Origin of the sequence: Paraburkholderia largidicola, assembly GCF_013426895.1 — a bacterium.
Lineage (GTDB): Bacteria > Pseudomonadota > Gammaproteobacteria > Burkholderiales > Burkholderiaceae > Paraburkholderia > Paraburkholderia largidicola.
This window is the reverse complement of the sequence record NZ_AP023177.1, coordinates 116,078-139,009: the sequence shown is the minus strand read 5'-3', so window position 1 is coordinate 139,009 and position 22,932 is coordinate 116,078. Positions and strand designations below refer to the sequence as shown.

Annotated in this window: 18 protein-coding genes and 1 pseudogene; 5 read left to right on the top strand and 14 right to left on the bottom strand. The window is 61.4% G+C overall.

The annotated features are described in order from the left end of the window. The 3 genes and pseudogenes from PPGU16_RS42920 to PPGU16_RS39835 all read left to right on the top strand — a co-directional run. Positions 1–192, top strand: a pseudogene (locus PPGU16_RS42920) (trehalose synthase); the annotation flags it as partial. Positions 193–443: 251 nt separating this feature from the next. After that, positions 444–923, top strand: coding sequence for a hypothetical protein (locus tag PPGU16_RS39840; protein ID WP_180727589.1), 480 nt, complete (start codon positions 444–446; stop codon positions 921–923). Positions 924–1,223: 300 nt separating this feature from the next. After that, entirely contained in the window at positions 1,224–1,592 is a 369-nt protein-coding gene (locus PPGU16_RS39835; protein WP_243460809.1) for a response regulator, read from the top strand. Positions 1,593–2,170: 578 nt separating this feature from the next. On the opposite strand, the gene PPGU16_RS39830 is transcribed toward PPGU16_RS39835, so the two are convergent. From PPGU16_RS39830 to PPGU16_RS39815, 4 genes are all read right to left on the bottom strand, one after another. Next, positions 2,171–2,401, bottom strand: coding sequence for a hypothetical protein (locus PPGU16_RS39830; protein WP_180727587.1), 231 nt, complete (start codon positions 2,399–2,401; stop codon positions 2,171–2,173). An 81-nt stretch (positions 2,402–2,482) separates the two neighbouring features. Then, positions 2,483–4,279 carry a thiamine pyrophosphate-requiring protein gene (locus PPGU16_RS39825; protein ID WP_180727586.1) on the bottom strand — a complete coding sequence of 599 codons (1,797 nt, stop codon included), beginning with the start codon at positions 4,277–4,279 and terminating at the stop codon, positions 2,483–2,485. A 130-nt stretch (positions 4,280–4,409) separates the two neighbouring features. Further along, on the bottom strand, positions 4,410–5,681 hold the full coding sequence (locus PPGU16_RS39820; RefSeq protein ID WP_243460808.1) for an NRAMP family divalent metal transporter: 1,272 nt from the start codon (positions 5,679–5,681) through the stop codon (positions 4,410–4,412). A 178-nt stretch (positions 5,682–5,859) separates the two neighbouring features. Beyond that, entirely contained in the window at positions 5,860–6,114 is a 255-nt protein-coding gene (locus PPGU16_RS39815) for a hypothetical protein (protein ID WP_243460807.1), read from the bottom strand. A gap of 249 nt (positions 6,115–6,363) precedes the next feature. On the opposite strand from PPGU16_RS39815, the gene PPGU16_RS39810 reads away from it, so the two are divergent. Further along, positions 6,364–7,359, top strand: a complete 996-nt coding sequence (locus tag PPGU16_RS39810; protein ID WP_180727584.1) for a YihY/virulence factor BrkB family protein — start codon at positions 6,364–6,366, stop codon at positions 7,357–7,359. Between the two features lie 5 nt (positions 7,360–7,364). Here PPGU16_RS39810 and PPGU16_RS39805 read toward each other — a convergent pair whose 3' ends face one another. The 10 genes from PPGU16_RS39805 to PPGU16_RS43440 form a co-directional block, all read right to left on the bottom strand. Continuing rightward, positions 7,365–10,046 carry an ATP-binding cassette domain-containing protein gene (locus tag PPGU16_RS39805; protein WP_180727583.1) on the bottom strand — a complete coding sequence of 894 codons (2,682 nt, stop codon included), beginning with the start codon at positions 10,044–10,046 and terminating at the stop codon, positions 7,365–7,367. 151 nt (positions 10,047–10,197) lie between these two features. Further along, positions 10,198–12,501, bottom strand: a complete 2,304-nt coding sequence (locus PPGU16_RS39800) for an FdhF/YdeP family oxidoreductase (protein WP_180727582.1) — start codon at positions 12,499–12,501, stop codon at positions 10,198–10,200. A 71-nt stretch (positions 12,502–12,572) separates the two neighbouring features. Next, entirely contained in the window at positions 12,573–13,076 is a 504-nt protein-coding gene (locus PPGU16_RS39795) for a CinA family protein (protein ID WP_180727581.1), read from the bottom strand. 13 nt (positions 13,077–13,089) lie between these two features. Next, a complete protein-coding gene (locus PPGU16_RS39790) occupies positions 13,090–14,430 on the bottom strand; it encodes a c-type cytochrome (protein ID WP_180727580.1) in 1,341 nt (446 codons plus the stop codon). Next, positions 14,427–15,416 (bottom strand): cytochrome c oxidase assembly protein, encoded by a 990-nt coding sequence (locus PPGU16_RS39785; RefSeq protein WP_180727579.1) that lies wholly within the window; start codon positions 15,414–15,416, stop codon positions 14,427–14,429. Before PPGU16_RS39785 ends, PPGU16_RS39790 begins: the two co-directional genes overlap by 4 nt. Beyond that, the gene (locus PPGU16_RS39780; RefSeq protein WP_224029985.1) at positions 15,392–15,724 is read right to left on the bottom strand and encodes a hypothetical protein; all 333 of its coding nucleotides are present in this window, start codon (positions 15,722–15,724) and stop codon (positions 15,392–15,394) included. The genes PPGU16_RS39785 and PPGU16_RS39780 overlap by 25 nt, the downstream gene beginning before the upstream one ends. Further along, complete coding sequence (gene ctaD, locus PPGU16_RS39775; protein ID WP_180727578.1) at positions 15,721–18,318, bottom strand: cytochrome c oxidase subunit I; 2,598 nt, start codon at positions 18,316–18,318, stop codon at positions 15,721–15,723. Before ctaD ends, PPGU16_RS39780 begins: the two co-directional genes overlap by 4 nt. After that, positions 18,315–19,382, bottom strand: coding sequence for a cytochrome c oxidase subunit II (gene coxB, locus PPGU16_RS39770; protein WP_180727577.1), 1,068 nt, complete (start codon positions 19,380–19,382; stop codon positions 18,315–18,317). Before coxB ends, ctaD begins: the two co-directional genes overlap by 4 nt. Before the next feature lie 90 nt (positions 19,383–19,472). Beyond that, positions 19,473–20,333: an alpha/beta fold hydrolase gene (locus tag PPGU16_RS39765; RefSeq protein ID WP_180727576.1), complete on the bottom strand. Its 861-nt coding sequence runs from the start codon at positions 20,331–20,333 to the stop codon at positions 19,473–19,475. Between the two features lie 284 nt (positions 20,334–20,617). Then, entirely contained in the window at positions 20,618–20,794 is a 177-nt protein-coding gene (locus tag PPGU16_RS43440; protein WP_338944082.1) for a hypothetical protein, read from the bottom strand. An 892-nt stretch (positions 20,795–21,686) separates the two neighbouring features. Between PPGU16_RS43440 and PPGU16_RS39755 the strand changes: the two genes are divergently transcribed. Further along, the gene (locus tag PPGU16_RS39755) at positions 21,687–22,916 is read left to right on the top strand and encodes an Nramp family divalent metal transporter (RefSeq protein WP_224030020.1); all 1,230 of its coding nucleotides are present in this window, start codon (positions 21,687–21,689) and stop codon (positions 22,914–22,916) included. Positions 22,917–22,932 lie beyond the last annotated feature (16 nt).

Sequence of the window (22,932 nt, the reverse complement as noted above, 5' to 3'; positions counted from 1 at the left end):
GCCGAGCCATGCACGGTGAAGTTTCGCTCGGGCTGCAATGAACCGGTTGGCTGCCGTCTGATCAATCTGCTTTCGGACGACCACAGCGAGCCTGGCGCTGACGGTCGTCATGCAGTGGTGCTCGAACCTTATGGCTATCGGTGGTATCGGGTCGGCGGCCTCGATTATCTTTTGAAGCGTTCGGAAATATAGAGGTGTCGTGCGAGCAAAGCGATTGACGGTTGAAACCATTTACGCGTATTCGCAAAGTCTTCTGCGATTTATTCTCACAGGCATTCTCATTTTTCTTTACTCATGTGTTGACTCGTCAACCGCGGCATGTCGGTTGCTTCGAACAGATTGCACCGTCGCATAAGAAACCTCGTGGCTGACTCTGCCTCGAAAACGGTAGGTGTTTCTGAAAAGCACTGACCACAATCGTGCATTTCCCAAGGAGGAAGATCATGAAAAAGATTGTTGCGGCTCTCGCATCCGCGTTGCTCGTTTCCACTGCGCTCGCACAAACGGCGGCGCCCACGCAAGCCGGCAAAGCGCAAATGAAGGCAAACAGCGAAAAAAGCGAAGCACAGGCTACTGCGAACAAGAAGAAGGCCGAAGCTCAGAGCGATGCCGACAAGGCTCAGGCGTCCGCGAACGAAGACAAGGCTTCAGCTCAGGCAGACGCCGACAAGAAAGCGGCGAAGATGCAGAAGGCAATGACGCCAGGGGAAGCGTCTGATGCGCGCGCCGATGCAGCGCGGGCGCAGGCCAAGGCCGACAAAAAGAAGCACGATGCGCAGGCCAAAGCGGACCGTAAAAAGCACGACGCAGCCAACGATGCAAACGTTGCTCAAGCCAAGGCTGACAAGGATAAAGTCGAGGCGCAGAACGACGCAAACAAGAAAGCCGCCGATCAAAGAGTAGACGCGGCCAAGAAGCAATAAGGCCATTGGGGGCGACCGCCAACACTCGGCCCCCTGCGCGCAGAGCGCGACTACCGGCGGATGCCCTGCTCGGCTTCAGGGCATTTCGCACAACGCCATCTTACTTATACATTAAATATATGAATCATTCGAAATTAGCACACTGAAACGCATTGCAATCCTAATTGCAAATATATCGATATCGCCTATCATATCTTTTTAAAGGCAGTCGATGATTTACCCGCGGCATGCGGATTGCAAGCCTGAAAAATATCTGATCCTAACGCCAGGTCGATAATGCCCATACGCTCGTCTATTCGCGTGCTGGTAATCGATGATTATCACGGGGCGGCCATAGGAATCGCCACCTACCTCGCGCTCGCCGGCATGGAAGCGCGAACTGCGGGCTGCTGTGGCGATGCGCTGGAGACGATCCAGAACTGGATGCCTGACGTGGTTCTGCTCGATATCTGGATGCCGCAACGCGATGGATTTTCGACCGCAGAGGCCATTCGAAAATGCATGCCTGGGAACCGCCCTTACGTGATTGCCTTCACGGCAGCGGATCGAGCGTTCGTCATGGGTAATCCGGCCAGCCAATACCTTGATGGTTACTGCAAGAAAGGCATCTCGCCGGATGCGATCGTCTCGCTGGTGATGGGCATTTTTTATGAGGGCGCGCAGTCTTGATCTACTGCGCTTACCGCCTCAGGCACGACCAGGAATATTCTCGGCTACCGCCGCAATCAGGATCTAATCGGTAATATATATAGTTATCTTCCTCTGACCGCTTCTCGTCTCCATGTCAATTTCCGAGGAGCCGCATAGCATCAGCATCGCGTGTGGCAAGCCGCACAGACGCCGTGAACGAAGGGTCGGTAAATGGCGAGCACGCGATTCGCGAGAGACAGCGAAAGAACAACTAAGCGCAGGGGACGGAATCATGTTGCGACTGCTTGAAATCCTGATTGCACACCACGCTACGACTCCCGAGAAACAGGCTGAACGCGAGTTGAAAGACTTGCGCGTAGACCTTTTTCAGGCCGTACGTTCCGGGTACTACCGAGCCCGCCTGGCTTTTATAGAGGAAGTACGGAAGAAGGGAATCGATGTGGTCTCCGACCAGCGAAGGAGCCGCAGCGAAGAACTCAGAGAGGAACCATAGTGACGGCGACGTTGAGAACTTAAAGGAGGTGGACGCGCCGCAGGACTCGAACCCATGTCTGCGGTTTTGCACCGTTTACCGTAATGCCGATATGTCGAGACTGTCACGACAAGTGCTCCCCCGTTACGCCGTAGATCTCACCCGTGACAAAGCTGGACTCCTGGAATCCAGCACGACGTAGATCAGCGCGAGTTCCGCGTGCTGGCCCGAACGCTTCCTTCATCGGCACTTGATTGCCGAATTGCTGCACCTTCCTGCGGCTGCCGCTCGATTTCCGGGCCGGGATATTGCGCGTAGGGTCCTGCATCCGAAATTGATTAACGGTGGCGCCCATTCCTCGCTCCATTGCCTGAACTTCGCGCCGAAGGTAAGCACAAACGCATACCACCTTTTCGACCGCGCGACGCCAAGGTGGCTAATCCTTGCCGCCCGGAATTACCGCGCCCAGTACCTGACGCGCCGTATTGGCGATCACACTGCCTTCTTTCGGGTCGCCCTCCATCAAGGTCCGCGCAAAGGCGCGTGCCTGCGCAAGTGTCACGTGCGGCGGCAGCGGCGGCACTTCAGGGTCCGACTTCACTTCGAGCACGACGGGTCGTTTCGCGGCCAGCGCCGTTTCCCAGGCATCGGCCAACTGCTCGGGTTTGTCGACGTACAGGCCCGTCAAGCCGATCATTTCCGCAAACCGGTGATACGGCACATTGGGCACCTTCTGCGACGCGTCGAACTTCGGGTCGCCTTCCATCACCCGCTGCTCCCAAGTGACCTGATTCAGGTCTTCGTTGTTGAGCACCATGCAGATCCAGCGTGGGTCGGCCCATTGATTCCAGTACTTCGCGACGGTAATGAGCTCCGCCATATTGTTCATCTGCATCGCGCCATCGCCGACCATCGCGATTACCGGCCGCTCCGGATGCGCGAACTTCGCGGCAATCGCATACGGCACGGCCACACCCATCGACGCCAGCCCGCCAGACAATGACGCCATCATGCCCCGCCGGATCTTGAGATCGCGCGCGTACCAGTTCGCGCATGAGCCGGAGTCACTCGTGAGAATGACGTTATCGGGCAGGCGCGGCGACAGCTCGGTGAAAGCGCGCTGCGGGTTCACGCCGTGGCTGGCGGGTTGATGCGCACGTTCGTCGAGTGTTTCCCACCAGCGCGAAGTCCAGCGTTCGATGCGCGGGCGCCATGTGTTGTGGCTATGCTTTTCCGTCAGCAAGGGCAAGAGCGCACGCAACGTCGCCGCGCTATCGCCGACCAGGTTGACTTCCATCGGATAGCGCAGGCTCAGCATGTCCGCCTTGAGATCGATCTGCACGCCGCGTGCATCGCCTTCCTTCGGCAGGAATTCCGAATAGGGGAAGCCCGAGCCGATCATCAGTAGCGTGTCGCAGGCGTTCATCAATTCGTAGCTCGGCTTTGTGCCGAGCAGACCAATCGATCCCGTCACCCACGGCAAGTCATCGGGCAGCACGGCTTTGCCGAGCAGCGCTTTGGCCACGCCGGCGCCGAGCCGGTTTGCGACCGCGATGACTTCGTCGGTGGCGTTCAAAGCCCCGGCACCCACGAGGATTGCAACTTTATGCCCGGCATTGAGCACGTCGGCGGCGCGTTGCAGATCGCTTTGTGTGGGAATAACGATCGGCTGCGAATAGCCGACTCCTGAATGCGCGGTGCCATGCTTGCGTGCGGGCGGTTCGTATTCGAGGTCCTGCAAATCGTTCGGCAGGATCAGTGCCGTCACGCGCCGCTCCGACAGCGCGATTCGTATTGCGCGATCGATGAGGTGACGCACCTGTGCTGGCACGCTGGCCTGCTGGACAAACGCTCCCGCCACGTCCTTGAACATCGCCGCGAGGTCGAGCTCCTGCTGGTAATGCGAGCCGAGCGCCGCCCTCGCCTGCTGACCAACGATAGCGAGCACGGGCATATGATCCATGCGCGCATCGTAGAGGCCGGTAATCAGATGCGAAGCACCCGGCCCCGAAGTCGCGATGCAGACGCCGAGTTCGCCTGTAAATTTTGCGTGGGCGCTTGCCATGAACGCCGCCATTTCCTCGTGCCGCGCCTGCACGAATTCGATCTTCCCATCCGCACGGTTCAACGCACCGAACACACCGTTGATGCCATCGCCGGGATAGCCGTACATGCGCTTGACGCCCCAGCGATGCAGCCTCTCGACAATAAAGTCGCCTACTGTGGTTGACATGAACGTCTCTCATGAAGAAGTGGATTGCCATTTCTTCCATTAGCAATCAACGCGCCCCGTCGCCAATGAACTCATGCGTGGGTGCTCGGAAAGGCGTGACGGCGCATCTGTCGTTACAGATAGAAAGGCATCAGGCCGCACCGCTTTTCCATTCGGACCACTCGAGCGCGAACAGCGACACGACTGCGGCTGCCGCACACACGGTGGCAAGCCAGCACAGGCCTCGAAGCACCCAGTGAGCACTCAGATCGCCCACGGCCGAATGCTTCGTGCTCAACAGCACCAGCATGAACATGACGGGGGTTGCGGTCGATCCATTCAACACCGCGCTCCAATACAACAACCGTAACGGTTCGACATGTGCATAAGTGAGCACTACGCCGAGGGCGCCGCCGGACAGCATCACGATGAGCAATGCGAGCGAGATTCGCCGGTCCGTGAGCGCCTTGTCCTCGCTTTTGACGATACCTGCGACTGCGTGTGCCGCCGAACCCGCCAGAGGCGGTAGAGCTAGCAACGCCGTTCCAATGAATGCGATAGCCAGCACCTGCGGAGCGTATCGATACGCAACGGGTTCCAGTACGTTCGCCGCGCCGTCTATACCCGTTAGAGCTCGACCATAAGCATAGAGTGTCGCCGCCGCTCCGGCCATGATGAAGAACCCAACTGCGTTGGATAGTGCGGTTCGAATCAGCGTGTCCTTTCGGGTCTTGCGAAATTGCTGCTCGAGCAGGCGGTTATGTTCGGCAGACGGTTTGTGTTGCGGGTCGAGCCGCAACTCTTCCAGTTGCTGCGTCGCCTGCGAGAAAAGCAGATATGGACTGATCGTCGTGCCCAGCACGGCCAGTAGCATTGAGAAGTAGTGTTCTTGCCAGTGAAGATGCGGCACAAGCGCCGCCGATACCAACTCGGGCCAAGGTATGCGCATCACGATCACGACGCCGGCATATGTAAAGAGCGCAAGCGTCAGCCATTTCAACACGTTCGCATAGCGGGGATACGGCAAAGCAAACTGAAGCGCGACCGACACCAGCGTCGCCACGCCCGCGAACAGCGCTACGGAACCATGCCACAGAAAATGCGCTGCCACGCCCATCGCAACTATGTCTGCGGCGACGTTGAGCACGTTGGCAATCAAAAACCGCGCAACTGCGAGGTAAAAGAATGCGCGCGGATAGTGCTCACGCATGTTGCTGGTGAGACCTTGTCCCGTCAGCACGGCAACGCGTGATGCGACCAGCTGAAACGCGACCATTGACGGATAGGACAGCACGCACATCCAGACCATATCGAGCCCGAACTGCGCACCAGCGAGCGAGTATGTAGCGATACCGCTCGGATCGTTGTCGCTTCCCGTCGACGCTAGCCCGGGTCCGAGGTCTGCCGCCCACGAATGAGCCACCGGCGGGCGACTGGTTTTCTCGTCCTTCCTGGGTCGGCTGACTAACACGAGGCACCTATAACGCGATGGATGCTGTGGGTCATCCATTTGTCAGTAGCGCGTCGGCCTGCCCATTCCCCACACGACATTTCATTCACTTACGTCCGCAGGAGGTTCCTCCGCTAGCCAGTTTCGCACTTCAGGGCCGGACGCTGAACATCGGAGAATCGATCCATGCTTCGAGCCAGGATCGCCAGATATTCCACTGAACGTCGTCCATGACGAACTCTTCGTAGCTTGATCCAGAAGGAGATTCATTAATCAGGACATAGCCGACGCGCTGGCCGGTCCAATACGCAACCAGTTCATCAGTAAGATCTGCCGTCGTTCCTATGCCATGATCTCGAAGTACCACACCGAGCTTCGCTTCAAACTCCTCGCGCGTCATCGCCATGTTTGTCTTCCTCTCATAGAACGGCAACGTGCCAACATCGCACTGCGTTGTTTCCCGTGCGGCTGAATCGACATTCAGACGCCGCTGTCGCGTTTTCCCAGCAAGCACGGATTGAGCCTGATTTGTCAGCCGCTCGGCTGCGCGATGATCGGTTCCTGTCTCCCCTTACATCTCAGGCTTGCAGGCGCCTGCGGCACACCCGTTGCTGCGGATCGATCGTCCTGATCCAACGTAAGCAGGAGTTTCAATATGCGACCGACAAGCGTTCTAAAGCCGCCGCAGCATTCCCGGCCGACGCCACAGGGGGCCAAGGGCGCCGTCGCACTCGTAAAAGATGTCGCAAGCCGCTTCTCCAGCGACCGCTGTACGATGATGGGCGCAAGCGTTGCCTTTTATTCGGCGTTCTCACTCGCGCCCACGCTGTTGATCGTGCTTGCGGTCGTCGGCTGGTTTTTTGGACGCGATGCCGCGCAGGGAAAACTCTTCCATCAGATCAAGGGCATTCTCGGTGCGGATGCAGCAAGTGCAATACAGGCGATCGTCGAACATGCGCATTACGCGGGCAACGGCGGCATCGCCGCATTGATATCCATTGCGTTGCTTTCGGTTGGCGCATCCGCAACATTTGCGTCGCTCAATACGGCGCTCGACGTCGTGTTCCACACCAATTCTCCGAAAGGCATCGCAGGCGTCGCATTTCTGTTGCGTGCGCGCCTCGTTTCGCTGGGTCTTGTGATGGGCCTTGCCTTCCTGCTCGTGGTATCGCTAGTCCTCGATGCTGCCGTTCAGACGGTCGGGAACGCACTCTTCGGCAGCCTGGCGCTCACTGTCTTCGCGGAGATCGCGCAGACTCTGTTCGGTCTGGTGATACTGACCGCTGGACTAGGCGCGCTGATCAAATGGCTGCCAGACACACACGTCGCGATCCGGCCTGCGTTGATCGGCGGACTGATCGCGGCGGTACTTTTCACGGTGGGCCGTCATCTCTTCAGCTTTTATCTGGCACATGCAGGCACGGCGGGCTCTTTCGGTGCGGCCGGATCACTCGCGGTGCTGATGATGTGGCTGTACTTTTGCGCTGCCGTTTTCCTGCTGGGTGCGGAGGTGGTCGCCTCGATAAGCGGTACACCTTCCCGTAACGACAGCGACGCAGATGCGCAGCAGCCTGGTGCCGGCGGGCCGACGGAAGGTCATTGGAAAACGCGTGCGGATCGCGGATCGTCGACATCGCGACCTCAAAAATAGCCGCATTACCCTGTGAACTGTTGCCGCAGATACCGCGCCGTGTGACTTTCATCCACGCGCGCAACGTCGGCGGGCATGCCGCTCGCCACGATCGTCCCGCCGGCGTCTCCGGCTCCCGGGCCAACATCGATGACCCAATCGCTTTGCGCAGCCACCCGCATATCGTGCTCGACCACCACCACCGTATTGCCCGCGTCGACGAGTCCCTGCAGCTGTATCAGCAGCCGGTCGACATCCGCCGGATGGAGCCCCGTTGTCGGCTCATCGAGGATGTACAACGTGTCTCCCCGCTGCGCGCGTTGCAGTTCGGTAGCGAGCTTGATGCGCTGTGCCTCGCCGCCGGATAGCTCCGTGGCCGGCTGGCCGAGTCGCAGGTAGCCGAGACCAATGTCGCGCAGCGCGTTCAGCGCGCGCATGACGCCGGCTTCGTCGGCGAAGAAACCGCACGCGGTGTCGACAGTCAGGCTCAGCACTTCGGCAATGTTCTTGCCCTGCCAGGCGATCTCCAGTGTCGACGCGTTGTAACGGGTGCCGTGGCAGGTCGCGCATGGCGCATACACGCTCGGCAGGAACAGAAGTTCGACGCTGACGAACCCTTCGCCCTCACATGTCGGGCAGCGGCCCTGTGCGACGTTGAACGAGAAGCGGCCCGCGCTGTAGCGACGCTTGCGCGCGACGGGCGTGTCTGCGAACAGCTTGCGCACGTGGTCGAATAGTCCCGTATAGGTCGCGAGGTTCGAGCGCGGCGTCCGCCCAATCGGCTTCTGATCGACCCGCACGAGTCGCCTGATTGCCTCCATTCCCTCGACGATGTGACCGCTCGTCGGTGCCGGTTGGCTGGCGAACAGCGGGTCCAGCTCTTCCTCGTCGGCACTTTCGATAATTTTTCCCAACCGGCTCGCGACCAGTTCCGGCAACGCCTGACTGACGAGGCTCGATTTGCCCGAACCCGATACCCCCGTCACCGTCGTCAGACAGCCGAGCGGAAACGCGACGTCCTGCCCATGCAGATTGTTGCGAGTGATATTGGCGAGCCGCAGCCAGCCCTCGGCACCGCGAGGCGTGCGATCAACGTGCGCGGCCGCTGCGAACAGATGTCGACGCGTCTGCGATGCCTCGACATCGGCGAGTCCCGCAGGCGGTCCGCTATACACCACATGTCCGCCCGCCTCGCCAGCGGCCGGGCCCACGTCGACCAGCCAGTCGGCACGTCGCATCATCTGCAGATCATGCTCGACGACAAACAGCGAATTGCCGGCCTGCTTCAGTTGTTGCAGCGCGCTGAAGAGCGCTTCGCCGTCGGCGGGGTGCAAGCCAGCCGATGGCTCGTCGAGCACATACACGACGCCAAAGAGCTGCGACGACAATTGCGTGGCGAGCCGCAGGCGCTGCAACTCACCCGACGACAACGTGGGCGTACTGCGCTCGAGCGCGAGATAACCCAGCCCCAGACTGATCAGAGGCGTCAGGCGTTCCAGCAATTCACCCGCAATGCGCTGCGCGGCGAGGCGTTTCTCTTCGGAGAGATTCGGCGTGCGCCGCACATCGGGCGAAGCTTTGTGCGCTGAGCCGCCGGCAGCAACACGCTTGTCGACGGCATCACGCATGGCGCTCTTGCTGAGCACGGTGCGCTTGCCGGCGCTTTTGACTATAACCGCCATTCCTGGCTCGGGCCATTCGCCCCGCGCGACCGGTTCGAGCATCGCGGCAAGTGCCGAAAGCGACAACTGCGACAGTTCGGCGATGTCCAGCCCGGCGAATTTCACCGACAGCGCTTCTTTCTTGAGCCGCTTTCCGTGACAGTCCGGGCAGTCGTTACCGACCATGTACTGCGATACGCGCTTTTTCATCAGCGCGCTTTGGGTGTGTGCAAAGGTGTGGAGCACGTACCGGCGTGCACCCGTGAACGTCCCCTGGTAGCTTGGCTCGTCCTTGCGCCTGAGCGCGGCGCGCGTCTCTTTGGGCGTGAGTCCTGCGTAGACGGGCACTGTCGGCTGCTCGTCGGTGAAAAGAATCCAGTCGCGATCTTTTTTCGGCAGCTCGCGCCAGGGCGTGTCGACGTCGTAGCCGAGCGTCACCAGGATGTCGCGTAGGTTCTGTCCGTGCCATGCTGGCGGCCACGCGGCGATCGCCCGCTCACGGATGGTCAAGGTGTCGTCCGGCACCATGGAGTTCTCGGTGACTTCATACACGCGTCCCAATCCGTGGCATGTCGGACACGCGCCTTGCACCGTGTTGGGCGAGAAATCTTCGGCGAACAGCATCGGCTGTTTTGGCGGATAGGTGCCGGTGCGCGAATACAGCATCCGCACGAGACTCGACAGCGTGGTGACGCTGCCCACCGATGATCGCGTGCTGGGCGTACCGCGTTGCTGTTGCAAAGCGACGGCGGGTGGCAGCCCTTCGATTGCGTCGACTTCGGGCACGCCGACCTGTTCGATCAGGCGCCTCGCGTATGGCGCAACCGATTCGAAATAGCGCCTCTGCGCCTCAGCGTACAGCGTGCCGAATGCCAGCGACGATTTGCCCGAGCCGGATACGCCAGTGAAAACGACGAGCGCATCTCGCGGGATCTGTACGTCGATGTTTTTCAGGTTGTGCTCGCGGGCGCCGCGCACGCGTACGAAACCGGTGCGGGCGTCGGCGGGATCTGGCGGCGAGTGGGGCTTGCGGCGGATGTCATCCATATCGGTTCATCGTGAGGTGCGCAATCGGCAGGTTGTGCGAATGTCCCCCGGACGCGCACTGACCATGCCAGGTCACCCACGATGCTATCGCATGCGAGCGTTGCGCATGCACAGGGAAGCCACCGCCCAATGCAAACGGCGCCTGGCTCCTTCAAACTTCTCCCAACGCCGCTTCCCGCACGATCCGCACTGGGATCGACTTGGCGGCTGGCACCTTGCTCGCTTTCGCATGATGCGAGAGGGGAATCAGTGGATTGCACTCCGGGAAATAACCCCCAATACAGCCCTCAGGCAGATCGAAACTCACTACCCTGAAACCATCAACCTGTCGCTTCATTCCATCCGGCGAGACCGCTTCGAGCGATATCGACATACCCGCTTCGATCCCTTGACGCGCGATGTCCGCGGGGTTCATCAACACAACCATCCGCGTACCGCTAATGCCGCGAAACCGGTCGTCGAGCCGGTAGATCGTCGTGTTGAACTGACTGTCGCTGCGTAGTGTGAATAGACGCAAATCCGTCGGGCAGCGCTCCGGCATGTCGGGATCTTCGTTCAACGACTCCGGCACAAGGAACTCCGCCCTGCCACTCTTCGTTTGCCATTTCCGTTCGCGCGCCGGTAGTGGGCGGTGAAAGCCGCCAGGCGTCCACAACCGCGCGTTGAAGTCGTGAAAGATGTCGGGATAGGTTTGAGCGATCGCATCGCGGATCAGTGCGTAATCGTTGCTCCACGCTTCCCAATCGACCGATGACGGATCGAGTGTCGCCATCGCGATGCCCGCCACAATGGCCTGCTCCGGCAGCAGACGGTCGCTTGCGGGCAGCGCGACACCACGCGAGCCATGCATGCATCCTGTGCTGTCCTCCATCGAAACCGCCTGAGGCTTGCCCAGTCGCGTATCGATCTCGATGCGGCTCAGACACGGCAACAGATAAGACACCTCACCATGCACGAGATGACTTCGGTTGAGTTTGGTCGCAACGTTCACAGTCAGGCGCAGCTTGCGCCACGCTGGCTCGATCGCGTAACGATCCGGAACCGACCTGACGAGATTGCCGCCAAGCTGCATCACCGCCCGCACGCGACCGTCGATCACCCCCTTGCACGCATCCACAGTCGCCATGCCTTCATGGCGCGGCGGCTCGAAATGGTATTGCTCGGCGAGCTTGTCGAGCGGCGCCAGCGACGGCTTTTCGGTGATGCCAACTGTGCGCTGCCCTTGCACGTTCGAATGTCCGCGGATCGGCGATGGACCCGCGCCAGGCTTGCCGATATTGCCGCGCAGAAGCAGCAGGTTCACGATCATCCGCACGTTCTGCACGCCCATCCGATGCTGCGTGAGGCCCATGCCAAAGTGCGCGATGACGGCCTTGGCCCGCATGTACTCATCGGCGGCCATCATCAGCGCTTCCCGCGGCAGGCTGCTCGCCCGTTCGATTTCCTCCCAGCCGATGTTGCGGACATACGCGGCAAACGCGTCGAAGCCCGTCGTGTGCTCTTCGATGAAGGCCACATCGATAATGCGCGCGCCGCCTTCCACCTGCGCGCGGTCATCCGCTTCGATCACCGCCTTGCAAATGCCGGCAATCGCGGCGGAATCACCGCCCGCCTTCACCTGGTGGTACTGCGTGCTGATCTGCGTAGCGCCCGGCGTAAGCATCTGCGAGGGTGACTGTGGATTCACGAAGCTGACGAGCCCGGGCTCTCGTATCGGATTGAACGTAATGATCGGCACGCCGCGCTCGCGTGCCGCCTGCAGATCATGCAGCATGCGCGGACTGTTGGTGCCGACGTTCTGGCCAAAGAAGAACATTAGATCGGTACGCGTGAAATCGTCGAGCGTGATGGTCCCGACGCCGACGCCAATCGCCTCTTTCAAACCGACGCTCGTGCTCTCGTGGCACATGTTCGAACTGTCGGGCAGATTGTTGGTGCCGTACATCCGCGCGAGAAGCTGATACATGTACGACGTCTCGAGCGACGCACGCCCCGACGTGTAGAACACGACCGAATCGGGATCGAGCGCCCGCAACTCGCGTCCGATCTCGCCAAACGCATGTTCCCAGGTGGTTTCGACGTATCTGTCGGTGGCAGCGTCCCAGCGCATCGGCGCGCAAAGTCGCCCCGCTTCTTCGAGATCGTGGTCGTGCCACGCTTCTAGTTCGCTCACGGTATGCGAGGCAAAAAATTCCGGCTCAACGCGGCGCGACGTCGTATCCCACGCCGTCGCCTTGGCGCCGCTTTCGCAGAACTCGAACGGATGCGGGTGTGCAGGTTTGGCCCACGAACAGCCGACGCACATGAAGCCGCCGGGCTTGTTCTGATGAACGAGTACGCGGCTCGTCGTAACGGGTGCACGCTCGTGGACAAGGGCGCTTGCCACAGCCTTGACGGAACCCCAGCCTCCGCTTGCTTGCTGATAGGCATCTGATTTCTTATGGGCGGTGCTCATCATGCACTCCATGAATTTCGTGTAGACGATGCAAGCATCCGCTGTGCCTCGCGCGCTTCAGCGACACTCGCTCAGCGCAGCGAGCCCAAGGTGTTGAAGTAATGCTCGATGCGCGACAGCGCGTAACGCGCAGCGTGATGACGGATTTCGTTGCGGCTGCCGGTGAAGCGTCGGGTTTCTGTAAACGTGACGATGTGACCATCGCGCATGCGGTACGCCCACGCGAAGCATTGCGTACCGGGCGGCGGTCCGTCCGATGGCGATGCATCGGCGACGCCGGTGTTGGCCACCGCAACATGAGCGCAACACGCCTCCTGCTGCAACGCGCCCTCCGCCATCTCGCGGGCGACGGCTTCGCTCGTCAGGCCATGTTGCTGCATGGTCGCATGCTGCACGCCGAGAAAGCCTGCCTTGCCGGACGGCGAGTATGTGACGAAACCGACATCGAGGCACGCTCCGCTTCCGGGCACTTCGGCGAGACACGATGCAATCTGCCCCGCCGTACACGATTCGGCTGTCGCGAGCTTGAGGCCGCGCGAGCTGAGAAAAGACACCACCTGTCGCGCAACGTTCATGGCTCCCCCTCTGTCACTTATGCAGTTCGCTGCGCAGCGTGCTGACATCGTTGGCGGTGACCGGTTGCGCGTTGTTGCCCCACGCACCGCGGATATATGTCAGCACCTGGGCAATCTGCACATCGGCCAGCGTCCCCACGAAACCGGGCATCGACTGGCGCGGTGGCCCTGTGAGCGTAGCCGCACTATTGCCGCCTTCGACAAGCAGCCTGATCAGCGAGGTCGTGTCGTCCGTCAGCACGGAAGGATTACCCGCCAGCGAAGGAAAGGCGTTGGGAACACCCATGCCGTCATCGCGATGGCATCTCGCACAAAAACTGCGATACACGTTAAAGCCGAGCGACAGTTCATCGGGCACGCGGTTGCCATTGGCGGACGCGCGCGCCGGATCGGCGGCCGGCGTGTAGGTGCCGGACGGCTTTTGCGCTGGCAGCGACTTCAGATAGCGCGCGATTGCCTGCGCATCTTCGTCGGTCAGGTATTGAGAGCTGTCTTCGATCTGCTCGACCATACTGCCATAGGCGATTACGCCGCCGGCGTGCCCCGTCTTCAGGAACGACGCGATGTCGGCGGCGTTCAGCCGGCCGAGGCCCGATCCTTTATCGCCTGTGAGGTTCGGCGCGAACCAGTGATCGTTGACGCTGCCCGTGAGATAGCTCTTCGATGATTCGTCGTAGCCTCGCTCCTGGAACGCCGCGCCGCGCGGCGTGTGACAGGCGCCGCAATGACCGAGCGATTGCACCAGATACGCACCGCGATTCCATTGCGTGTCACGGTCCGCACGCGGTTTGTACACGCCGCCTGGCGCAAACGCCAGCTGCCAGTAGCGCAGCGCCCAGCGCTGATTGAACGGAAACGCCACGTCAGAAGGCGGCGTTGGTTTTGCGACGGGCACAACGCGATGCATGACGTAGCCGTACAGCGCCCGCATGTCGTCGTCCGATATTTTGGCAAACGACGCATACGGCATCGCCGGATACAGTCGCTTACCGTCCCGCGCCACACCCTCGCGCAACGCGCGCGCGAAATCCTCGTAGCTGTACTGGCCGATGCCGAATTGCCGGTCGGGCGTGATGTTGCTCGACATGATCGTGCCGAATGGCGATGCGAGGCCCAGTCCGCCTGCGAGTGGCGCGCCACCTTGCGCCGCCGTATGGCAGCCTGCGCAATCGCCCGCCTTCGCGACGTATTCGCCGCGCGCGAGCGTTGCGTTATCAGGCAGCGGCGCTTGCGCAGGCGCGGCGACGGCAGCTTCATCGGGTGTCGGTAAAACGAACAGAAGCGCGAGCGCGCAGCCGCCCGACAACACGCACGCGAGGAGCCAGCGGATGGACGGTATGCGGCGAAGCTTCATCGCGTCCCATCCCGCGGCACAATCACCGCATGTCGCGTTGTGAGCATGGGCACATTGCGACGCGTCAGCCAGCGCGCGGCGATCGCCAGTCCGCCTGCCAGATACGCAGTCGCCGCCGGCACCCACATGATGAGCCCGCCCAGCTGCTGGTCGTGCAGCGGATCGACGCCTAGCGCGCTGCACGGTTCGACGTACAGCGGATACCAGAGGCCGGGCGCGAGTGTGATCAATGCGCCGAGTGCCCCCGTGTGGACCATCGTCGTGAACAGCGACAACATGGCGTGGCCGTCCGTCTGTCGCCGCGCGCCGTCGCCTGCGACGGTCCACCAGAAGAGCAAGGCCGTCAGCAGAAAACTCGCGTGCTGTAGCGAATGCACCCATTGATGAACCAGCGCCGCCTGGAACAGCGCAGGCGCATGCCACGCCCACAGCGCCATGGCGTGCAGTAGCCAGGCAACGAGCGGCAAACTCAGCGCCCGCCAGAACCTGGAAAACGCCCGCGTCCTGACCAGCCATCCAAGCCTCAACCGCGCACGCTTCGGCAGCGCCCATATCCACACGCCGAGCGGCCGGCCCATCACGAGCAACGGCGCAGCAATCAGCATCATCGATTCATGCTGCACCATATGTGCAGAGAAGAGCGCCGTGCCAAGCGGATCGAGCGGCGAGAAAAGCGCGAGCGCCAGCCCGAGCCAGCCGCCGGCAAACGCGGCGAGATGGGTCGCGCGAACCCGCGCGCTGCGTGCGTGCGGCGAGCCGCGGCTGCGCAGACGCACATAGCCGACCCCATACGCGACGAGGCTTGCCATCATCAGCGCAAGCACCCAAGGCGCGGCCGTCCAGCCGAACGAGGGTACAACCGGGTCCGAGGCGGACAGCACGTGCGCAATGGCGACGCCAGGCGTAAGCAACGCAACCCATGTCAGCGCAATAGCGAACCTGACACGCGTGCGCGTTGCCTTCAACGACAGGGCGAGAGCAACCATTGCGGGAACCACATCATCAGTTGGATCAGCGCCGACAGCGCGGCGGCCAGCATCGCCATCTGCGCAAAGAAAGCAGCGCTGGCCCCGTCGGCATCGCGTGCGCGCGACATGAGACGCCAGCGCGTGTAGGCAAGCACTGTCGCCGCCACGGAAAACAGAAATGCGACCGCGCTGACGACATCGAGCGCCAGCGTGCTGCGCTGCGCACACGCCACCTGCACGAGCGCATAGTTGAGGCTCTGCGCACCGAGCACGACAAACGGCGCGACGATCAGACCGAGCCACGAGGCAAACGAAGTCCGCATCATGGCGACATCCGTGGCGCGAAATAGATCACCAGATAAATCGGCAGCCAGCTCAACACGACGAAGTACCAGTAGACCGCGTTCTCGCTCGTGTCGACCAGCCGCTTCCCCTCGTATGGCCCGAGGTACAGCAGCGCGGCAAGGACGGCGGTATCGACGGTATCGGTGATCAGATGGGTCGTATGAAGGCCAAGCAGCAGCCAGACAATCGATCCATACGCATTCGCGTGCCACATCACGTTGAGCGAGGCGAACTCGAAGCCGCGCAACACCAGAAACATCAGCGCGAACGCGAGGCAAATGACGAGCCACAGGCGCGCGCCTTTCCGGTTGCCGTTGTTCGCGGCTCGCCGCGCGAGTTCATTGGGCAGCATGCTCGCGATCAGTACAGCCGTGTTCAGCGAGCCCCACAGCAGCGCCGGCGGCGGCGCGTGCATCGGCCATACCGCGTTGACGGCTCGCAGATAGAAGTACATCGCGATGGCGAGCGCGAACGCCGTGCCTTCGATCAGCATCAGCCCCATGGTCGCCCACCACATCAGGCTGCGTGACCCGAAGCCGTAGCTGGGCAGGCCACGCACATCGAGCGTCGACGGTTGCGCGGGTGGCATCGCCACTTTCTTTGCGCCGTCGTGCGGCGCGTCGTCGGGCCAGCGTTCCAGTGCGCGCGCAATCGCATTGTTGCGCCGCGTCGGCCAGAACCAGATGATCATCGCGATCGCGACGGGCACAGTGCCCCACCACACCGCCGACGGCGTATAGATCGAGCCGATGAAGAAGACCGTCGTCGCGACCGCGCTAAGGAACGGCCAGATCGACGGCGTTGGGAACAGCGGACGCGTGTCGGGCTGCGCGTCGAGCGCGGTCGTCGTCAGCACTTCGCGCGCGGTCGCGGTCAGTCCCGACACCCAGCGAGGCTCGCGAGGCGCCTCCCAAAGCGGCTCCTGCGCATGGACGACGGGCAGCGCGTCGAAGTTGTGAGGCGGCGGCGGGCTCGGCACGCTCCACTCGAGCGAGCCGCCGCCCCACGGATCGGCGCCCGCCCGTGATCCGTGCCTGCTGCTATGCACTACGTTGAAGATGAACAGCAGCATGCCCGCAGCCATCATGTACGCGCCTATGGTCGAGCCAAGGTTCATCGTGTCCCAGCCCATGCCGTGCGGCCAGGTCCACACGCGGCGCGGCATCCCGTGCAGACCGAGCAGATGCATCGGAAAGAACGTCACGTTGAAGCCGATAAAGAAAAGCCAGAAGTGCCATCGGCCAAGCCGCTCGTCCAGCATCCGGCCCATCACTTTCGGAAACCAGTAGTAGATCGCGCCAAACAGCGGAAACACAGCGCCGCCGATCAGCACGTAATGCAGGTGCGCGACGACGAAGTACGTGTCGTGCACCTGCAGATCGAGCGACACCGATCCGAGCATCACACCCGTCAAACCGCCTAGCACGAGATTGAAGAAAAACGCCAGCACGAAGTACAGCGGCGCTTTCATGTTCAGCCGGCCCGTCAGCAGCGTCGCGAGCCAGCAGTAGATCTGCACGCCGGACGGAATCGCGATCATGACGCTCGCCGCCGTAAAGAAGCTCTTGCCGAGCGCGGGCACCGATGTCGCGAACATGTGGTGAACCCAGAGCCCGAAAGCAAGGAAGGCTGTGGCGATCAACGAGAGCACCATCGCCGGATAGCCGAACACCGGACGGCGCGAGAACGTCGCGACAATCGCCGACATGAAGCCGAGCGCCGGGATGAAGATCAGGTAAACCTCCGGGTGCCCGAAGAACCAGAACAGATGCTGCCATAGCAACACGTCGCCGCCGAGCGCCGGGTTGTAGAACTGCGTGCCGACCAGGCGGTCGAGGATCAACGCAGTGCTCGCCAGCATCACGGCGGGCATCGCGAACAGCACCATGAACTGCGTCACCAGCGTCGCCCATACGAATAGTGGCATGCGGTTGAGCGACATGCCGGGCGCGCGCATCTTGAGGATCGTCGCAATCAGCACCACGGCTTCGAGCAGCCCGGAAATCTCCGTGAATGTGATCATCTGCGCCCAGATGTCTGTGCCTTTGCCCGTCGAATAGTCGGGGCCAGCGAGCGGCACATAGCTGAACCAGCCCGCGCGCGGCCCGGCGCCCAGAACGAGCGCGACGTACAACGTCAGGCCGCCGAACAGAAACACCCAATAGGCGTACGCATTGACGCGCGGAAACGCGATGCTGCGCGCGCCAACCATCAGCGGCACGAGCCACGCTGCAACCGCCTGCATGACGGGTACGGCGAACAGAAACATCATCGTCGAGCCGTGCACCGTGAAGAGCTGGTCATAGAGGTCCGGTCCGAACAGCCGGCCGTCCGGCCGCGCGAGCTGGGTGCGCATGGCGAGCGCGAGCAAACCTGCCAGCAGAAAGAAGACGAAGGTCGTGACGATGAAGCGGCGCGCGATGGTCTTGTGATTGACGGCCGACAGCATGCCGATAAAGCCGCCCGGGTCGCGCCATGTTTGCGCGAGCGCATCTTTTACATACTGCGGCGCGTCCGGCCCGTCTTTCAGGTCGAGGTTTACATCAGTCACGATTCGCGGTTCGGCCGTGCTCATTGCAACGTCCCCAGCCATGCGACGACGGCCCGCAGATCGTCGCCGGCTAGCGGCACTGCCGGCATCGTCGTGCCTGGTTTGACGGCTTGCGGATCGCGAATCCATTGGAGCAGATCGGCGGGCGTGTTGGCGAGCGTGCCTGCTGCGATCGTCTGACGGCTCATCAGATGCGTCAGGTCCGGGCCGAGCGTGCCTTGCGCGGAAAAACCGCGCACCGTATGACATCCGGCGCAACTCGACTGTTCGAAGATCAACCGTCCGCGTTGTGCGAGTGCGTCGGATGGACCTGAAGCGGATGCAAGCTGCTGGACGCGCCACGCCGAGTATTGCTCGGGCGATTGCGCAACGACAAGCATCCCCATGAGCGCATGCTCCGCACCGCAAAACTCGGCGCACTGACCGCGGTATATGCCGGGCTTGTCGGCGCGAAATTCGATCGTCGTCTGGATGCCCGGCAGCATGTCCTTCTTGCCGTGCAGATTCGGCACCCAGAACGTGTGGATCACATCGCCTGCCTTCAGCGCGACGATGACGGGCCGACCGACGGGCACGTGCAACTCGTTGGCAGTCGCGAAACCGGGCTGGTCCGCTTCCGGCGGATAAACAGCCTGCCACCACCATTGCTGCCCCGTCACTTCGATATGCACCGCGTTCTCGACGGGCAGCTTCGAGAGCGCGCGATCCGTCATCACGTCGGCGATTACCAGACCGACGAGCAGCACGACCGATGCAGCCGTCGCCGCGATGACCGCGTTGCGCGTGCGCGTCGAAGTTCGCTCGTCGGGCTGAGGAGTGGACGGCGACGAGTCTGCGCTATGGCGGTTGCGCATGAGCGCCAGGAGCGTTGCAAGAAGCACGGCTGCGAAAACGGTTCCGCAGATGACCAGCGTCACATCCCACAGGCGCAGGATATGCGCCGCCTGCACGCCCGCCGGCTCGAGCGCGCTCTGTTGCGGCGCGGCGGCGACATCGAGTACGACCAGCGCCGAAAACACCAGGACGCACGCACGCAGCGCCGCGTACGCGCGCGAGTGAACTCGACGAACACGGCTGTCGGCGGTCATTCGGTCTGGTCAACTCGAAGGGGACACCGTCGCGCAGCATACGGTATGCCAGTCAGTCACGGCGCCAGGGAACGGACTGACACCCCAGGCTCATCCCGCTGAAAAGAAGTGCGGGAGTCGGTTAGCCAGTTCGTGGGACGCCTCTTCCGCCATGTGATGACCGCTTTCGATCGGGCCACCCTCCAGCAGGGTCGTCCATGGTTTCCAGATGGCAAGCACATCACCGTATAGATCTTCGAGATCGTCCTTCGTCGACCACAGGCACAAAGTCGGACATTGAACGCGGCGGCGAGCCTGACGATCTTCCTCGTCATGCCGTCGATCGACGGTGAGCCCCGCGCGATAGTCTTCGATCATGCCGTGGACCGTCGACGGGTCCGTGACCGCCTGGCGGAAATCCTCGAACTCCTCCACGCCCATGACATCCGGCGAGCCGCCATACCAGGCAAGGGGGTCGACAAGGATTGCGCGCTCGGGCTTTTCTGGCTGCGCAAAGAAGAACCAGTGATACCAGCGACGCGCGAACTGCTCGTCGCACCTTAGAAGATGCTCGATAATCGGAATGCTATCGAGGACGGCAAGGCGGGTTATCGCAGCGGGATGATCGAGCGCGGCTCGCAATGCGACATAGCTCCCGCGGTCATGTCCTGCGACCGAGAATCTTTCGTGTCCGAGATGCCGCATCAGTTCGATGCAGTCCATTGCCTTCGCACGTTTGGACGAACCGGCGTGCTCGGGCATGTCGACCGGTTTTGACGATTTTCCAAAACCACGCAAGTCTGGACAGACTACGAAAAAGTGCTCAGCCAGAATTGGCGCGACGCGCGACCAGGTCGCATGCGTGCGCGGGTGTCCGTGCAATAGCAGCACGGGTGGCCCCTTGCTGGCAGTTCGCACGCGCAGACACGCTCCGCTTACGGTAACAAATTGCTCAAGAAAGCCTGCGAACATTCATGATCTCCGGGTCGACGTGCCGCCCCCTACTCCTCGCGTCCAATCGGACCGTGCGAATGCATCGACGGATCGCGAGACATCAGTTGCCAGGCAACCCGCGATCTCACTTGGGGCGCGGCGTGGCGATATTTTCATCAGGACGATGCAGGCGACCCTCGCGGATTTCCTTGACAGCCGTCGCAACAGAGCGCGCCGCGTTCGCTACCTCTTCCTGCATGTCGTGGTCGTCGTCGAGTATCTGATGGCTCGTCGCATACGGCTCGTAGTAGCCAATAAAGCGATCAGTCGCGCCTTTGCGCCAGATTCAACGAATCCCATCCAATCCAGCCAGTCACATAGCGCACGACGCGAGCCTTCGGTTCCCGCCACATCACCTGCACGGCGACGCCGTATGCGCGGCCTGCGAGATGTTTCGGAACGTCGCCGGCAAGTTTGGCAAGCCGGAAGCTTTTCGACATTTCTCCCGGACATGTACAGTCGTTGCGCGACGAACATTGTTGTCTAACACCTTCGACGGCGTTGCCGGATCACGCTGCGTCGCCTGCGCAAGCCCAATCTTTCCGGCCGCCGCGCGCCATTCAACTGGCAGTCGTAGCACGGGTTCGCGAACCCAACGCCCTCGCCGTGATCGGTGCCTTGCGACCGTCGGTATGAGCGTCCCATGCGATCTGCTCAAGCCGTTCAAGCGCAGCGTCCTCCGCTCAGAATGCTGGATCGTAACAACGGCTCATGAAGCGGACGCGAAATTCGCTTCGCGGCATGTTGTCTGTGATCTGCCCTTTACGGACGGATGGCCTCTTGCTGGAGAGCTGGGCCGACTCACCATCACTTTTTGTCGTGTCAATGATCCTCCGACGGAAAAGCGACCTCTCCACGCGGGCGCGACAACCTCCGCACGCCTAAAGAATCGATACAAGCCGCGAGCAATGGCTATGCCAGAGCCCGGCCCGTCCCTTTTGCCCAACAGGGCACCACTTGTCCGCTATCAATGCAGCTGCAGGGACACGAAGTGCTTTTTTCGACCATGAGTAATTGCGTTCAGGCAATGCGCCCGACGGGTGGTATTGGCGTGGTGGGCGTGTTCGATGCGGGAGGCCCAAATCCGGAAGACGAACTTCGGTCGACTCGCGTTCGATTTTGGTCAGTTGTGAATGAAAAGCAACACGTCGCGAAAGGCCAGGCGAACTGAGGACATATATCCGCGAATTGCGGCACGCAACCTGCTGTCAACGATAACGGGCCGACGTTCGAGCCCTTCCGGTGCGACGAATGGCGGTAACCATGAAAACATACGAAAACGGGCAGGCCGAACCGGAGCTTGTTGTCGAAGATGAGGCGGAGCGCTCATGGATGAAGCGCCTCGGTCCCGGATTGATTACCGGCGCGGCGGACGATGACCCGAGCGGAATCGCAACTTACACCCAGGCGGGCGCGCAATTTGGATTCGGTCTGCTCTGGACAATGCTACTCACCTACCCGCTCATGGTCGCGATCCAGTCCGTCAGCGCACGGCTGGGGCGTGTGACTGGTCGGGGACTCGCGACAAACCTCCGCCGTCACTATCCCGCGCCCATCCTCTATGCCGCCGTAATGGTGCTGCTCGTCGCAAATACGATCAATATCGCCGCCGATCTTGCAGCCATGGGTGCTGCTGCGAAGCTCGTACTCGGTGGACCTGTCCAGCTTTACGTCGTGCTACTGGGCACCGCCTCTCTCCTGTTGCAGGTCTTCGTGACCTACGAGCGCTACGCGCGCTTCCTGAAGTGGCTGACACTTGCACTGTTCGCGTACGTGGCCATGGCGTTTGTGATCCCGGTCGACTGGAAGGCGGTAGGACTGAGTATCGTCAAGCCACCGGTCAGCTTCTCAGGCGACTATCTGACGACAGTTGTCGCGGTGCTGGGTACGACAATCAGCCCGTATCTGTTCTTCTGGCAGGCCTCTCAGGAAGTCGAGGAGATCCGTTCACATCCTGCCCAGCAACCGCTATTACGCGCGCCGCTGCAGGCGAGCATCCAGCTCAAGCGGATCGACATCGATACGTGGGTGGGTATGGCTCTGTCGAATGCCGTCGCGTTCTTCATCATGCTATCCGCTGCTGCGACACTGCATGCCCACCATGTCGAGGTGAAAACGACAGCCGACGCGGCCAGCGCGCTTAAACCGATCGCCGGAGAAATGGCGTTTGCCCTCTTCAGTCTTGGAATTGTCGGAACAGGGCTACTCGCCTTGCCTGTCCTCGCAGGGTCGGCAGCCTATGCGGCGGCAGGCGCGATGAAATGGCGTAATAGTCTTGCCTTGCAGGTCAACCTGGCGAAACAGTTCTACGCAGTCGTTGCAGTCGCAATTCTCGGTGGCGTTGCGCTCACATTCGCGCATCTCGATCCCATCAAGGCGTTGTATTGGAGCGCCGTCGTCAACGGGATTGCGGCTGTGCCGATCATGGCGCTCGTGATGCTGATGGCAGGCAGCCGGGACGTAATGGGAAAGTTTGCCCTGAAGGGTGCGTTGCTGTGGATTGGATGGCTGGCAACGGGCGTAATGGGCCTGGCGGCGATCGGCATGTTCTGGCCGACCTGAGGCAAAGGGCAGAGCC